At 63.4% G+C, this 14404-nt stretch carries 11 protein-coding genes; all 11 read left to right on the top strand.

Annotated features, from left to right (window positions below; translation table 11 throughout):
• The first annotated feature begins 74 nt into the window (after positions 1-74).
• The 11 genes from LOY34_RS02900 (at position 75) to LOY34_RS02850 (ending at position 14361) form a co-directional block, all read left to right on the top strand.
• Complete coding sequence (locus LOY34_RS02900) at positions 75-1865, top strand: protein-disulfide reductase DsbD (RefSeq protein WP_195885946.1); 1791 nt, start codon at positions 75-77, stop codon at positions 1863-1865.
• A gap of 171 nt (positions 1866-2036) precedes the next feature.
• Entirely contained in the window at positions 2037-2489 is a 453-nt protein-coding gene (gene aroQ / locus LOY34_RS02895; protein WP_028945755.1) for a type II 3-dehydroquinate dehydratase, read from the top strand.
• 98 nt (positions 2490-2587) lie between these two features.
• Positions 2588-3046 (top strand): acetyl-CoA carboxylase biotin carboxyl carrier protein, encoded by a 459-nt coding sequence (gene accB, locus LOY34_RS02890; protein ID WP_045197010.1) that lies wholly within the window; start codon positions 2588-2590, stop codon positions 3044-3046.
• A gap of 17 nt (positions 3047-3063) precedes the next feature.
• Positions 3064-4419 (top strand): acetyl-CoA carboxylase biotin carboxylase subunit, encoded by a 1356-nt coding sequence (gene accC / locus LOY34_RS02885; RefSeq protein ID WP_045197008.1) that lies wholly within the window; start codon positions 3064-3066, stop codon positions 4417-4419.
• 153 nt (positions 4420-4572) lie between these two features.
• Entirely contained in the window at positions 4573-5451 is an 879-nt protein-coding gene (gene prmA / locus LOY34_RS02880) for a 50S ribosomal protein L11 methyltransferase (protein WP_195885593.1), read from the top strand.
• Positions 5452-5491: 40 nt separating this feature from the next.
• The gene (locus tag LOY34_RS02875; RefSeq protein WP_258664262.1) at positions 5492-6757 is read left to right on the top strand and encodes a DUF3426 domain-containing protein; all 1266 of its coding nucleotides are present in this window, start codon (positions 5492-5494) and stop codon (positions 6755-6757) included.
• Positions 6758-6969: 212 nt separating this feature from the next.
• Complete coding sequence (gene dusB / locus LOY34_RS02870) at positions 6970-7983, top strand: tRNA dihydrouridine synthase DusB (protein WP_045197001.1); 1014 nt, start codon at positions 6970-6972, stop codon at positions 7981-7983.
• Positions 7980-8300, top strand: a complete 321-nt coding sequence (gene fis / locus LOY34_RS02865; protein ID WP_003186237.1) for a DNA-binding transcriptional regulator Fis — start codon at positions 7980-7982, stop codon at positions 8298-8300. Before dusB ends, fis begins: the two co-directional genes overlap by 4 nt.
• 82 nt (positions 8301-8382) lie before the next feature.
• On the top strand, positions 8383-9990 hold the full coding sequence (purH, locus tag LOY34_RS02860; protein WP_045196998.1) for a bifunctional phosphoribosylaminoimidazolecarboxamide formyltransferase/IMP cyclohydrolase: 1608 nt from the start codon (positions 8383-8385) through the stop codon (positions 9988-9990).
• A 168-nt stretch (positions 9991-10158) separates the two neighbouring features.
• A complete protein-coding gene (gene purD / locus LOY34_RS02855; protein ID WP_045196997.1) occupies positions 10159-11454 on the top strand; it encodes a phosphoribosylamine--glycine ligase in 1296 nt (431 codons plus the stop codon).
• Positions 11455-11589: 135 nt separating this feature from the next.
• On the top strand, positions 11590-14361 hold the full coding sequence (locus LOY34_RS02850) for a hybrid sensor histidine kinase/response regulator (protein ID WP_045196995.1): 2772 nt from the start codon (positions 11590-11592) through the stop codon (positions 14359-14361).
• The last annotated feature ends 43 nt before the right edge of the window (positions 14362-14404 follow it).

The following is a 14404-nucleotide window of genomic DNA, read 5'->3' as shown; positions in this document are numbered from 1 at the left end:
ACTTGACCCGCGATGAAGGCAACAGGGCTGCAAAGTCCGTTATCATGCAGGCACTTTTGTACTGCGAGACCGCCATGCGCCGCCTGCTTTGCCTCCTGTTTCTGCTCCTGGCCTTGCCCGCCGTCGGCGCCGGCCTGCTCGACAATCGCCCCAGCGCCACCCTGGGCGCCGCGTCGCTGAACAACAGCAGCGACTTTCTGCCAGTGCACGAAGCCTTCAAGCTGAGCCTGGTCGAGGATCAAGGGCAAAGCCTGAAACTGCGCTTCGTCGCCGCCGACGGTTACTACCTGTACCGCCACCGCTTCCAGTTTCGCAGCGAGCCTGCCGACATAGCCCTGGGCACGGCGCAGATCCCCCCGGGTGAAGCCAAGCACGATGAGTTCTTCGGCGACGTCGAGGTCTATCACGGCATCCTCGACATCGAAATCCCCCGCCCGGCCAACGAACAACGCCCCTTCACCTTGCTGGTGGGCTACCAGGGCTGCGCCGACAAGGGCCTGTGCTACCCGCCGGAAACCGCACGCCTGAGCATCGATGGCATCACCAGCAGTGCGCCGCCAGCTACCACCACGGTCGCCAAGGCCGGCTGGGACTGGCAAGGCCTGCTGCTGTTCTTCCTCGCCGGCGTCGGCCTGACCTTCACCCCGTGTGTGCTGCCGATGCTGCCGATCCTCTCTGGCGTGGTGTTGCGCGGCCAGGTCGGCGGCGTGCGCGGTTTTGCCCTGTCGCTGGCCTATGTGCTGCCGATGGCTGCCTGCTTTGCCCTGCTCGGCGCGCTGATGGGCCTGTTCGGTGCCGGCCTCAACCTGCAGGCACGCTTGCAGTCGGCCTGGGTGCTGGTGCCGTTTGCGCTGTTCTTCGTGCTGTTTGCCCTGGCCATGTTCGGCCTGTTCGAGCTCAAATTGCCGCATGCCATCAGTAGTCGCCTGGAACGTCTGGTCGGCCAGACCAAGGGCGGATCGCTGATCGGTGCGGCGATCCTCGGGGTGTTCTCCAGCCTGCTGGTATCGCCGTGCGTGTCGGCGCCACTGGCCGGCGCCCTGCTGTATATCAGCGCCAGCGGCGATGCCCTGGGGGGTGCATTGAAGCTGTTCGCCCTGGGCCTGGGCATGGGCGCGCCACTGCTGCTGATCGCTACCGGCGGTGCGGCCTGGCTGCCGAAAAGCGGGCCATGGCTGGTAACGGTGAAAAACGCCATCGGCGTGCTGTTGCTGGGCCTGGCCATAGGCCTGCTCAGCCGCGTGCTGCCGGGGCAGGTCACGCTGCTGCTGGTCGGCCTGCTGGCCGCCGGTACCGCGGTGTTCCTTGGCGCCCTGGAGTTCACGGTGAAAACCACCCGGCAGCGCCTGGCGCAGTTGCTCGGCCTGGCCCTGCTGTTCTATGGGTTGACCTGCTGGTACGGCGCCTTGAGCGGGCAGACCGACCCGCTGCGCCCGCTGCCTCAAGCCAGTAACGCCAGTACTGGTGCAAGCGCCCAGGCCAGGAGCGCCAGCGCCTGGCAGACCCTCACCACCCCGGCGGCGCTGGACAGCGCCCTGGCCGCCGCCAAGGCCGCCGGCCAGCCGGTGCTGCTGGACTGGTACGCCGACTGGTGCATCAGTTGCAAGGTGATCGAGCACGAGGTGCTCAATGCACCCGCAGTGCTAGCACAACTGCAGGACTACCAGTTGCTGCGCTTCGATATCACAGAAAGCAACGCTGAACAGCGCGCCCTGCTCGACCGCTACCAGCTGTTCGGCCCGCCAGCGCTGTTGTTCTTTGCCGCGAACGGCAGCGAAATCACCGCGGATCGTGTGGTTGGCGAGATAAACGCCGGCGAATTTGCCGAGCATCTGACGCGCATTCGCGCCGATCTGGGTCTATAACTTCTTCGGGCCGCTAAAAAGCCGCTTTCGATGACCGAAATTAATAAATTAGTCACATATTTAGCGTGAATATCGGTCATCGTGCTGGCTATTGCTGGTAACTGGACAGTGCCCGCCGGTTTACGGCATAGTCGCCGCGCAAAGTTTCCTAACGATAAAAAGGAACCACAGATGGCAACGCTACTGGTGCTGCACGGCCCCAACCTGAACCTGCTCGGCACCCGCGAACCGGGCGTCTATGGCGCCGTGACCCTGGCCCAGATCAACCAGGACCTGGAGCAGCGCGCCCGCGCCGCCGGCCATCATCTGCAATACCTGCAAAGCAACGCCGAGTACGAATTGATCGACCGCATTCATGCCGCGCGCAGCGAAGGTGTGGACTTCATCCTGATCAATCCGGCGGCTTTCACACATACAAGTGTCGCATTACGTGACGCGTTGCTGGCGGTGAGCATCCCATTCATCGAAGTGCATCTGTCCAACGTGCACAAACGCGAACCTTTTCGCCATCACTCCTACTTCTCTGATGTCGCCGTAGGAGTGATTTGCGGCCTGGGTGCCAGCGGTTATCGCCTGGCCCTGGAGTCTGCCCTGGAACACCTGGCTGCTAACGCAAAGCCCTGATGACGAGAACCTGGCCTATGGGCCGGGGCTCACAAGAAACGTTTGCTAACACGTTTTTATATTTACGCCCCTGACCGAACCTTGGGAGTTGATGATTAATGGATATCCGTAAAGTCAAGAAACTGATCGAACTGCTGGAAGAATCTGGCATCGACGAGCTGGAGATCAAGGAAGGCGAGGAATCCGTACGGATCAGCCGCCACAGCAAGACACCAGCCCAGCAGTACTACGCTCCGGCTCCAGTCGCCGCTCCTGTTGCCGCACCAGCCGCCGCCCCGGCCGCTGCCGCCGCTCCAGCCGAAGCTGGCGCACCAAAACTGAACGGCACCGTTGCCCGTTCGCCAATGGTCGGTACCTTCTACCGCAAAGCCTCGCCTGCCTCGCCAGCCTTCGTTGAAGTCGGCCAGACCGTGAAGAAAGGCGACACCCTGTGCATCGTCGAAGCCATGAAGATGATGAACCACATCGAAGCTGAAACCAGCGGTGTGATCGAATCCATCCTGGTAGAAGACGGTCAGCCGGTTGAGTTCGACCAGCCGCTGTTCACCATCGTTTGAACCGCGGAGAGCCAACGATGTCTGCGAAGCTGGAAAAAGTCCTGATTGCCAACCGCGGGGAAATTGCCCTGCGGATCCTGCGTGCCTGCAAAGAGCTGGGCATCAAGACCGTCGCCGTACACTCCACGGCTGACCGCGAACTGATGCACCTGGGCCTGGCAGACGAGTCGGTCTGCATCGGTCCTGCTTCGGCCAGCCAGTCCTACCTGCACATTCCGGCCATCATCGCCGCGGCTGAAGTGACCGGCGCTACCGCCATTCACCCAGGCTACGGTTTCCTCGCGGAAAACGCCGATTTCGCCGAGCAGGTCGAGAACTCCGGTTTTGCCTTCATTGGCCCCAAAGCCGACACCATTCGCCTGATGGGCGACAAGGTTTCGGCCAAGGACGCGATGATCAAGACTGGCGTTCCGACCGTGCCAGGTTCCGACGGCCCGCTGCCGGAAGACGAAGAAGAAGCCCTGCGCATCGGCCGTGAAGTCGGCTACCCGGTGATCATCAAGGCCGCCGGTGGCGGTGGTGGTCGCGGCATGCGCGTGGTGCACAAGGAAGAGGACCTGATCGCCTCGGCCAAGCTGACCCGCACCGAAGCTGGCGCAGCCTTCGGCAACCCGATGGTCTACCTCGAGAAGTTCCTGACCAACCCACGTCACGTGGAAGTCCAGGTCCTGTCCGACGGCCAGGGTAACGCCGTGCACCTGGGTGACCGCGACTGCTCGCTGCAGCGCCGCCACCAGAAGGTACTGGAAGAAGCGCCGGCACCGGGCATCGATGAAAAAGCCCGCCAGGAAGTCTACAAGCGCTGTGTCGATGCCTGCATCGAGATCGGCTACCGTGGCGCCGGCACCTTCGAGTTCCTCTACGAGAACGGTCGTTTCTACTTCATCGAAATGAACACCCGTGTTCAGGTGGAGCACCCGGTTTCGGAGATGGTCACCGGTATCGACATCGTCAAGGAGATGCTCAGCATCGCCGCTGGCAACAAGCTGTCGTTCACCCAGGATGACGTGGTGATTCGCGGTCACTCGCTGGAGTGCCGGATCAACGCCGAAGACCCGAAGAAGTTCATCCCGAGCCCAGGCACGGTCAAGCATTTCCACGCCCCGGGTGGCAACGGCGTTCGCGTCGATTCGCACCTGTACAGCGGTTACGCAGTTCCACCGAACTACGACTCGCTGATCGGCAAGCTGATCACCTACGGCAAGGACCGCGACGAAGCCATGGCACGCATGCGCAATGCCCTGGACGAGATCGTCGTCGACGGCATCAAGACCAACATCCCGCTGCACCGCGACCTGGTGCGTGATGAAGGTTTCTGCAAAGGCGGCGTCAACATTCACTACCTGGAACACAAACTGGCTAGCCAGGAGTGATTCGCCAGTGATGTAAAAAAGACCCCGGTCCCGTGACCGGGGTCTTTTTTTGGGGCTCCCACAGGGTTCCCACAAACCCCTCGCACTCAAGTAAACTGGCGGGCTTCTCGCAGCCTCGGGCTGCCCCTGTAGATTTTTCCAAAGGTGCCCGCCATGCCTTGGCTGCAAGTACGTCTGGCCATCAGCCCGGAACAAGCCGAAACCTATGAAGATGCCCTGCTCGAAGTAGGCGCCGTTTCGGTCACCTTCATGGATGCCGAAGATCAGCCGATCTTCGAACCGGACCTCAACACCACCCCGCTGTGGTCGCATACCCACCTGCTGGCACTGTTCGAAGCCGAGACCGACGCCAGCGCGGTGTTCGCCCACCTGCAGTTGCTGACCGGCGCCGAACTGCCGGAGCACCAGGCCGAAGTCATCGAAGACCAGGATTGGGAACGCAGCTGGATGGACAATTTCCAGCCGATGCGTTTCGGCCAGCGCCTGTGGATCGTGCCAAGCTGGCACGCGGCACCGGAGCCTGAGGCGGTCAACCTGCTGCTCGACCCGGGCCTGGCCTTCGGCACCGGCACCCACCCGACCACCGCACTGTGCCTGGAATGGCTCGACGGCCAGGACCTGAAAGACACCCAGGTGCTCGACTTCGGTTGCGGCTCGGGCATCCTCGCCATCGCCGCGCTGCTGCTCGGTGCCCGTGAAGCGGTCGGTACCGACATCGACGTGCAGGCCCTGGAAGCCTCGCGCGACAACGCCGGACGCAATGGCATCGCCGACGAGAAATTCGCCCTGTACCTGCCCGAGCACATGCCGGCCATGCAGGCCGACGTACTGGTCGCCAACATCCTCGCCGGCCCGCTGGTCTCGCTGGCCCCGCAACTGTCCGGGCTGGTACGTCCGGGTGGCCTGCTGGCGCTGTCGGGGATTCTCGCCGAGCAGGGTGATGAAGTTGCCGCGGCCTACGCCAAGGACTTCGACCTCGACCCGATCGCCGTACGCGATGGCTGGGTACGCATCAGTGGTCGCCGCCGCTAAGTGCGCCTAGAATAACCTTCTGCATAACCCGGACCGCCGCATGACCGACAGTTTCGTCACCCAGTGCCCGCATTGCCAGACCAGCTTTCGCGTCAGCCACAATCAGTTGAGCGTGGCCCGCGGCATGGTGCGTTGCGGCGCCTGCCTGCAAGTGTTCAACGCCGCCCGGCAACTACTGGAGCAAAGCGCGGCGCAGAACCCGCCTGCAGCGCCGGTGCCGGTCGAGCCAGTGGCGGAGCCCGCAAAAGCACCGAGCCAGCACGAGTGGAGCGCCGCCGAGCTGGACCTCGACCAGCTCGACCTCGATCAGGAGCTGGCGCGCCTGGAACAGCGCGAAATCCAGCCGACCACCGAGTTCAAGGCCGCTGCACCACGCGAAGAGAGCCTCAGCGCGCACCGCGACAGCCCCGAGCAAGACGACCAGCACTGGCCCGACAGCCTGTTCAGCAGCCCGGCCGCCGAGCGCGAGCAACTCAGTGCCGAGCTCGACGCGCCGCAACCGCCGCTGATCGAGCAGGAAGCCCTGGACCTCGCGCCGGCACCCGGCGAGCGTACCGAGCCGTCGCTGTCGCTGGATGCCATCGATGACGACCTCGACGCCCCGCTGGCACCTGCCGCTGCGCTACGCGCCGATGATGACGAACTGCCCGGCGAGCGTCTGTCGGCGCGCGAGCCTGAGGCCCCTCTGGACAGCCCCGAACCCGAGCTCGACGAGCGCCGCGAACCGGGCCTGGGCCCGGTCAGCAACCGCCCGGCGCGCAAGGAGCCGCTGCTCGACCTGGTCGACGATCCGATCCAGCTCGACTGGCAGAAGCCCAAGGTCAACTGGGCCCGGCGCCTGCTGTGGATCCTGTTGATTATGCTGGCCGCTGCGGCCCTGGCCGGCCAATACATCTGGTACCAGTTCGACGAACTGGCCCGCCAGGACCGCTACCGCCCGTGGTTCCAGGCGGTCTGTCCGACCGTCGGTTGCCAGGTGCCGTCGCGGGTCGATATCGCCCGGATCAAGAGCAGTAACCTGGTGGTGCGCAGCCACCCGGACTTCAACGGTGCCTTGATCGTCGATGCGATCATCTACAACCGGGCGCCCTTCGCCCAGCCGTTCCCGCTGCTGGAGCTGCGCTTTGCCGATCTCAATGGCCAGTTGATCGCCAGCCGCCGCTTCAAGCCCACCGAGTACCTCAGCGGTGAACTGGCCGGCAAGGGCGAAATGCCCAGCCAGACGCCGATCCACATCGCCCTGGACATCCTCGATCCGGGCCCCAAGGCGGTCAACTACAGCCTGTCGTTCCGGTCGCCGGAATAGTCGGCGAGCGGCAAGCCGCAAGCGTCAAGCCACAAGGAAAAGCAGCCCCATGCGCTGATCCGTTTTTGCTTGCGGCTTGAAGCTTGCAGCTTGAAGCTCAAAGCCAACTGTTCAGATTTTATCCAAATCGATCTTTATCCGGTCACCGAGAGCGGGTATCATGCCAACCCTTTTTCGAACTCTAAGATCGGCCCCCACAACAGGGAACTCCTATGTCGGCGGTACGCATCGGCCCATACACACTGCAGAACGCCCTGATCCTCGCGCCCATGGCCGGGGTCACGGACCAGCCCTTTCGTCAGTTGTGCCGACGAATGGGTGCAGGCCTGGTGGTGTCGGAGATGGTCAGCAGCGACATGAGCCTGTGGAACAGCCGCAAGTCGCGCCTGCGCATGATTCACGAAGGTGATCCCGAGCCGCGCTCGGTACAGATCGCCGGCGGTGACGCGCAGATGCTCGCAGCGGCGGCCCGGGCCAACGTCGAGGCCGGCGCGCAGATTATCGACATCAACATGGGCTGCCCGGCAAAAAAAGTCTGCAACAAGGCCGCAGGCTCTGCTTTATTGAAAGATGAAGCCCTGGTCAGCGAAATCCTCCACGCGGTGGTTGCCGCCGTGGACGTGCCGGTCACGCTGAAGATCCGCACTGGCTGGGACAGGGCCAACAAGAACGGCCTGACTGTGGCGAGGATCGCCGAGCAGGCCGGGATCCAGGCACTGGCGGTACATGGACGCACACGCGCCGACCTCTACACCGGTGAAGCCGAATACGACACCATCGCGGCGATCAAGCAGGCGGTGTCGATCCCGGTTTTTGCCAATGGCGATATCACTTCGCCAGAAAAAGCCCGGGCGGTGCTGGATGCCACCGGTGCCGACGGTCTGCTGATTGGCCGGGCTGCCCAAGGGCGGCCATGGATCTTTCGCGAGATCGAGCATTACCTGCGTACCGGCGAAAAACTGCCGGCACCGCAGCTGGACGAAGTGGAACGAATTCTGCTGGAGCACCTGACCGCGTTGCACGCCTTCTATGGCGATGTGATGGGCGTACGTATCGCCCGCAAGCACGTTGGTTGGTACCTGGCAACGCTACCGGGCGCCAAGGAGTTTCGCGCCCAGTTCAACCGTTTGGAAGACACGCAAGCGCAGTGCGCCAACGTTCGCGGCTTCTTCAGCGAGCGTGAACAGAGCCTTGAGACAGAGGACGGACAAGGGGTGGCCGCATGACGATGATGACCGAGACTTTAGTGAGTGGAACAACGCCCGTGAGCGACAACGTCAACCTGAAACAGCACCTGAATACGCCGAGCGAAGAGGGTCAGACCCTTCGCGGCAGTGTGGAAAAGGCGCTGCACAACTATTTCGCCCATCTGGAGGGCGCGGCCGTCACGGACGTGTACAACCTGGTGCTCTCGGAAGTCGAAGCGCCGTTGCTCGAAAGCGTAATGAACTACGTCAAGGGCAACCAGACCAAGGCCAGCGAGCTGCTCGGGCTCAACCGCGGCACCTTGCGCAAGAAACTCAAGCAGTACGATTTGTTGTAAGCAAGCATCCAAACCAGAAAAGGCGGCTCCCATTCGATGAGGTCGCCTTTTTTGCTGACTCCACCGCGTTATGGAATCTGAAATGACCGACCAGACTACCCGCCTGCCGATCCGCCGCGCCTTGATCAGCGTCTCCGACAAGACCGGGATCCTTGAATTCGCCCGTGAGCTGCAACAGCTCGGCGTCGAGATCCTGTCCACCGGCGGCACCTTCAAGTTGCTCCAGGACAATGGCGTTGCCGCGGTGGAAGTTGCCGATTACACCGGCTTCGCCGAAATGATGGACGGCCGGGTCAAGACCCTGCACCCGAAAATCCACGGCGGCATCCTCGGCCGTCGCGGTACCGACGACGCCATCATGGCCGAGCACGGGATCAAGCCGATCGATCTGGTCGCGGTCAACCTCTACCCGTTCGAAGCCACCATCTCCAAGCCGGGCTGTGACCTGCCGACCGCCATCGAGAACATCGACATCGGCGGCCCGACCATGGTCCGCTCGGCGGCCAAGAACCACAAGGACGTCGCCATCGTGGTCAACGCCAGCGACTACGGCCAGGTCCTGGAAAGCCTCAAGGCCGGTGGCCTGACCTACGCCCAGCGCTTCGACCTGATGCTCAAGGCATTCGAGCACACTGCAGCCTACGACGGCATGATTGCCAACTACATGGGCACCGTGAACCAGGCCGCTGAAACCCTCAGCACCGAAGGTCGCAGCGAATTCCCGCGGACCTTCAACAGCCAGTTCACCAAGGCCCAGGAAATGCGCTACGGCGAGAACCCGCACCAGAGCGCGGCGTTCTATGTCGAGGCCAAGCCTGCCGAAGCCGGCATCGCCACCGCGGTGCAGTTGCAGGGCAAGGAGCTGTCGTACAACAACGTGGCCGATACCGACGCCGCGCTGGAATGCGTGAAGAGCTTCGTCAAGCCGGCCTGCGTCATCGTCAAGCACGCCAACCCGTGCGGCGTGGCGGTCAGCCCCGACGCTGAAGGCGGTATCCGCCAGGCTTACGAGCTGGCGTACGCCACCGATACCGAATCGGCGTTCGGCGGCATCATCGCCTTCAACCGCGAACTGGACGCCGAAACCGCCAAAGCCATCGTCGAGCGTCAGTTCGTCGAAGTGATTATCGCCCCGAGCGTCAGCGACGAAGCCCGCGCCGTGGTGGCGGCCAAGGCCAACGTGCGCCTGCTGGCCTGCGGCGAGTGGTCGGCAGAACGTGCCGCTGCCTGGGACTTCAAGCGCGTCACCGGCGGCCTGCTGGTACAAAGCCGCGACATCGGCATGATCACCGAGGGCGACCTGAAAGTGGTCACCAAGCGTGCGCCGAGCGAGCAAGAAATCCACGACCTGATCTTCGCCTGGAAAGTGGCCAAGTACGTCAAGTCCAACGCCATCGTCTACGCCAAGAACCGCCAGACCATTGGTGTCGGCGCCGGCCAGATGAGCCGCGTCAACTCCGCCCGTATCGCTGCGATCAAGGCCGAGCACGCCGGCCTGCAGGTGCAGGGCGCGGTCATGGCATCGGACGCGTTCTTCCCGTTCCGTGATGGCATCGACAACGCTGCCAAGGTCGGCATCACCGCGGTGATCCAGCCAGGTGGCTCGATGCGCGATGCCGAAGTCATCGCCGCCGCTGACGAAGCCGGCATTGCCATGGTCTTCACCGGCATGCGTCACTTCCGTCACTGAGTGAAGCAGCGACAAGCTCCAAGCTGCAAGCTGCAAGAAAAAGCGCATCGCGTCGCATCCTCTTGCAGTTGCAGCCCCTTAAATTTCAGAGTTGCAAGCTACGCAAAAGGCAGCACTGGCTGCTTTTTCTTGTAGCTTGCAGCTTGCAGCTTCTCCGAAGGAGCCTTCATGAATATTCTGATTATCGGTAGCGGCGGTCGTGAACACGCCCTGGCCTGGAAAGTCGCTCAGGACCCACGGGTCGAAAAAGTCTTCGTTGCCCCGGGCAACGCTGGCACCGCCACTGAAGCCAAGTGCGAGAACGTCGACATCGACGTCAGCGCTTTGGAGCAACTGGCCGATTTCGCCGAAAAAAATGTCGCCCTGACCATCGTCGGCCCTGAGGGCCCGCTGGTTGCCGGTGTCGTCGACCTGTTCCGCAGCCGCGGCCTGGACTGCTTTGGTCCAACCAAGGGCGCGGCCCAGCTGGAAGGTTCCAAGGCCTTCACCAAGGACTTCCTGGCGCGCCACAAGATCCCGACTGCCGACTACCAGAACTTCACCGAGATCGAGCCGGCCCTGGCCTACCTGCGGGAAAAAGGCGCACCGATCGTGATCAAGGCCGACGGCCTGGCCGCCGGTAAAGGCGTGATCGTCGCCATGACCCTGGGCGAGGCCGAAGACGCCGTGCGCGACATGCTCGCCGGCAACGCCTTTGGTGACGCAGGTTCGCGCGTGGTGATCGAAGAGTTCCTCGACGGCGAGGAAGCCAGCTTCATCGTCATGGTCGACGGCCACAACGTGCTGCCAATGGCTACCAGCCAGGACCACAAGCGCGTCGGCGACGGCGACACCGGCCCCAACACCGGCGGCATGGGCGCCTACTCGCCAGCGCCAGTGGTCACCGCCGACGTGCACCAGCGCGTCATGGACCAGGTGATCTGGCCGACCGTGCGCGGCATGGCCGAGGAAGGCAACGTCTACACCGGCTTCCTCTATGCCGGCCTGATGATCGATAAAGCCGGTAACCCGAAAGTCATCGAGTTCAACTGCCGCTTCGGCGACCCGGAAACCCAGCCGGTCATGCTGCGCCTGGAGTCGAGCCTGGTGCTGCTGATCGAAGCCGCTTTCGCCAAGGCCCTGGACAAGGTCGAAGCGCAGTGGGATCCGCGTCCGAGCCTGGGCGTGGTGCTGGCTGCTGGCGGCTACCCTGGCGACTACAGCAAAGGCGCGGTCATCCACGGCCTGGATGCTGCAGCGCAGATTGAAGGCAAGGTGTTCCACGCCGGTACCGCGCTCAAGGACGGCCAGGTAGTTGCCACTGGCGGCCGCGTACTGTGCGCCACCGCCATGGGCAGCAGCGTCGAGTCGGCCCAGCAACAAGCCTACCGCCTGGCAGCCGAGATCAACTGGGATGGCAGCTTCTACCGCAAGGACATCGGCTACCGTGCCATTGCCCGCGAACGCGGTGAACACCAGGAGTAAACCGGTGCCTGGTGGCAGCGGCGCGACGAGCGCCCTGCCCCCGGCTCGTCGACAGGGCCCGCCATGGGCCTTGCCTTCGGCTTGGCGCGCCGCGCATAGTTACCATCCGGCATTTGGCTAAGAAAGGATTTCGTCTTGCGTTGGCTCAGGATTGCCATTGGTCTTACTGTCAGCTTGCTGACCCTGCTCTGCCTGTTCCCGGCCGTGGCCGAACAGGGCAGTGGTTGGGCGGTATTGCTTGACGACCAGGCCAGCCTGCAATTGAGCGATGTACGTTCCGAACGCTACCGCAACCAGTTCAGCCCCCTCGAACTCAACGAACTCAACGCTGCCACGCCCGACCAGGCGTTGTGGCTGCACTATCGGCTGGAACCCGGACAGCAGGAAAAACTGCTGCGGGTGTTCGCCCCCGACCTGTCACGGCTGGACCTCTACGCCCTGCAAGGCGACCGGCTGATCAAGCAGATCCACAACGGTCGCCAGAGCGACAGCGGCGACCCTTACCTGCGCAGCAGCGACCATGTCCTGGCCCTGCCCAACAGCACGCAACCGCTGGATGTGTACCTGCGCCTGGTGTCGGAACACCAGCTGCGTCCGGCCATCAGCCTCGAGCCTGCCGCCCAGGCCGCCGCCGACCAGCGCCAGCCGCTGTTCTTCGGCCTGTTGTTCGGCTGCCTGCTGATGCTGATGCTGCACAACCTGATCCGCTTCGCTTACTCACGCTCCAGTACCAGCCTGGCCCTGGCGGTCTACCACGCGCTGATGCTGCTCAGCGCACTGATTCTGCTCAACCTCAGCGGCCCCTGGTGGAGCCTCTGGCATTCGGCACAAACACCGGCGGCCTACCTTACTGCCCTGCTGGCATCGCTGGCCGGCCTGACCTTTACCCTGCGCTTCTTCACGCCTTGCGAGCAACCGCGCCTGAGCCGCCTGCTGCAGGGCGAGATGCTGCTGATCGCGCTGTGCGGCCTGTTGCTGTTGTTCGTCGATACCTTGCCGCTGAACCTGATGACCTATGCGCTGATGGCCGTCGGTAGCCTGAGCATGCTGCTGGTGGCCAGCTACCACTGGTACAAGGGGTATGCCCCGGCGCGGCTGTTCGCCCTGGCCATGCTGGCGTTCAACATCGGTTGCCTGGTGGTGTTGCCGGCCCTGCTCGGCCTGACCCGCACGCCGACCCAATGGCTGCTGTTCATTCTCCTCGGGCTCACCAGTTTCAGCGGCCTGCTGCTCAACCTGGCCGTCAGCGAGCGCTTGCGGCGCATCAGCGAAGAGCGCTTCAGCGCCAGCCGCGAACTGGCCGCCAGCAACGCCGAGATCAACGCCAAGGCCGAGTTCCTGGCCAAGATCAGTCACGAGATCCGCACGCCCATGAACGGCGTGCTGGGCATGACCGAGCTGCTGCTCGGCACCCCGCTGTCGGTCAAGCAACGCGACTACGTGCAGACCATCCACAGCGCCGGCAACGAGCTGCTGACCCTGATCAACGAGATTCTCGACATCTCCAAGCTCGAATCCGGGCAGATCGAGCTGGATGACGTGCAGTTCGACCTCAATGCCCTGATCGAGGATTGCCTGAGTATCTTCCGGGCCAAGGCCGAGCAGCAGAACATCGAACTGATCAGCTTCACCCAGCCGCAGGTACCGCGGGTCATCAGTGGCGACCCGACGCGTCTGCGCCAGGCCTTGCTGAGCCTTTTGGAAAACGCCCTGAAGAAAACCGACCAGGGCGAGATCCTGCTGGTGGTCGCCCTCGACCAGCGCGGCGACAGCCCGCGCCTGCGCATTGCCGTGCAGGACAGCGGCGAACCGATCCCGCCGGGCGAGCGCGAAGCGCTGCTGCAGGCAGAGCTGCACAGCAAGCACTTCCTCTCCAGCAACAAGCTCGGCGGCCACCTGGGGCTGGTGATCGCCAAGCAACTGATCACTCTGATGCAGGGCGAGTTCGGCATCAAGACCAGCCACAACATGGGCAACACCCTGTGGATGACCCTGCCGCTCGACCCGCACCGCCTCGAACAGCCACCCACCGACCTCGACGGCCCGCTGCGCGGCGCCCGGGTGCTGGTGGTGGACGACAACGACACCTGCCGCAAGGTCCTGGTCCAGCAGTGCAGCGCCTGGGGCATGAACGTCAGCGCCGTGCCGTCGGGCAAGGAAGCCCTGGCCCTGTTGCGCACCAAGGCGCACCTGCGCGATTACTTCGATGCGGTGCTGCTCGATCAGAACATGCCGGGCATGACCGGCATGCAACTGGCGGCGAAGATCAAGGAAGACCCGAGCCTGAACCACGACATCCTGCTGGTGATGCTCACCGGTATCAGCAACGCGCCAAGCAAGGTCATCGCCCGCAATGCCGGGGTCAAGCGCATCCTTGCCAAGCCGGTGGCCGGCTACACCCTCAAGACCACCCTGGCCGAAGAGCTGTCCCAGCGCAGCAAGGGCCAGCCGAGCATCCCGGTGCAGACCGGGCTGTCGGCGCCACTGAACCTGCCCAGCGATTTCCGCATCCTGGTGGCCGAGGACAACAACATCTCGACCAAGGTGATCCGTGGCATGCTCGGCAAGCTGAGCCTGGAGCCGGACACCGCCAGCAATGGCGAGGAAGCCCTGCAGGCGATGAAGGCCAACCATTACGACCTGGTGTTGATGGACTGCGAAATGCCAGTGCTCGATGGCTTCTCGGCCACCCAGCAACTGCGCATCTGGGAAGTCAGCAACCAGCGCCGGCGCACACCGGTGGTGGCCCTGACCGCGCACATCCTCGCCGAGCACAAGGAACGCGCACGCCTGGCCGGCATGGACGGGCACATGTCCAAGCCGGTGGAACTGTCGCAGTTGCGCGAGCTGATCGAGCATTGGGTGGCGCATCGCGAAGCCGAATCAAGTCAGATTCCAACCCCGTAATTCGCATACACTTGCTCCACATCACCCTTGCCGCGAGCCTCGA

This window comes from Pseudomonas sp. B21-009, assembly GCF_024749345.1.
Classification (GTDB): Bacteria; Pseudomonadota; Gammaproteobacteria; order Pseudomonadales; family Pseudomonadaceae; genus Aquipseudomonas.
The sequence above is the reverse complement of the archived record's forward strand: the minus strand, read 5'-3'. Positions and strand labels throughout refer to the sequence as shown.

Bases quoted from the DNA above. Each gene is read 5' to 3' on its own strand.
- fis (WP_003186237.1), top strand. From the start codon at position 7,980: ATGACGATGATGACCGAGACTTTAGTGAGTGGAACAACGCCCGTGAGC.
- prmA (WP_195885593.1), top strand. From the start codon at position 4,573: ATGCCTTGGCTGCAAGTACGTCTGGCCATCAGCCCGGAACAAGCCGAA.
- purD (WP_045196997.1), top strand. From the start codon at position 10,159: ATGAATATTCTGATTATCGGTAGCGGCGGTCGTGAACACGCCCTGGCC.
- LOY34_RS02900 (WP_195885946.1), top strand. From the start codon at position 75: ATGCGCCGCCTGCTTTGCCTCCTGTTTCTGCTCCTGGCCTTGCCCGCC.
- accB (WP_045197010.1), top strand. From the start codon at position 2,588: ATGGATATCCGTAAAGTCAAGAAACTGATCGAACTGCTGGAAGAATCT.
- aroQ (WP_028945755.1), top strand. From the start codon at position 2,037: ATGGCAACGCTACTGGTGCTGCACGGCCCCAACCTGAACCTGCTCGGC.
- LOY34_RS02875 (WP_258664262.1), top strand. From the start codon at position 5,492: ATGACCGACAGTTTCGTCACCCAGTGCCCGCATTGCCAGACCAGCTTT.
- dusB (WP_045197001.1), top strand. From the start codon at position 6,970: ATGTCGGCGGTACGCATCGGCCCATACACACTGCAGAACGCCCTGATC.
- purH (WP_045196998.1), top strand. From the start codon at position 8,383: ATGACCGACCAGACTACCCGCCTGCCGATCCGCCGCGCCTTGATCAGC.
- accC (WP_045197008.1), top strand. From the start codon at position 3,064: ATGTCTGCGAAGCTGGAAAAAGTCCTGATTGCCAACCGCGGGGAAATT.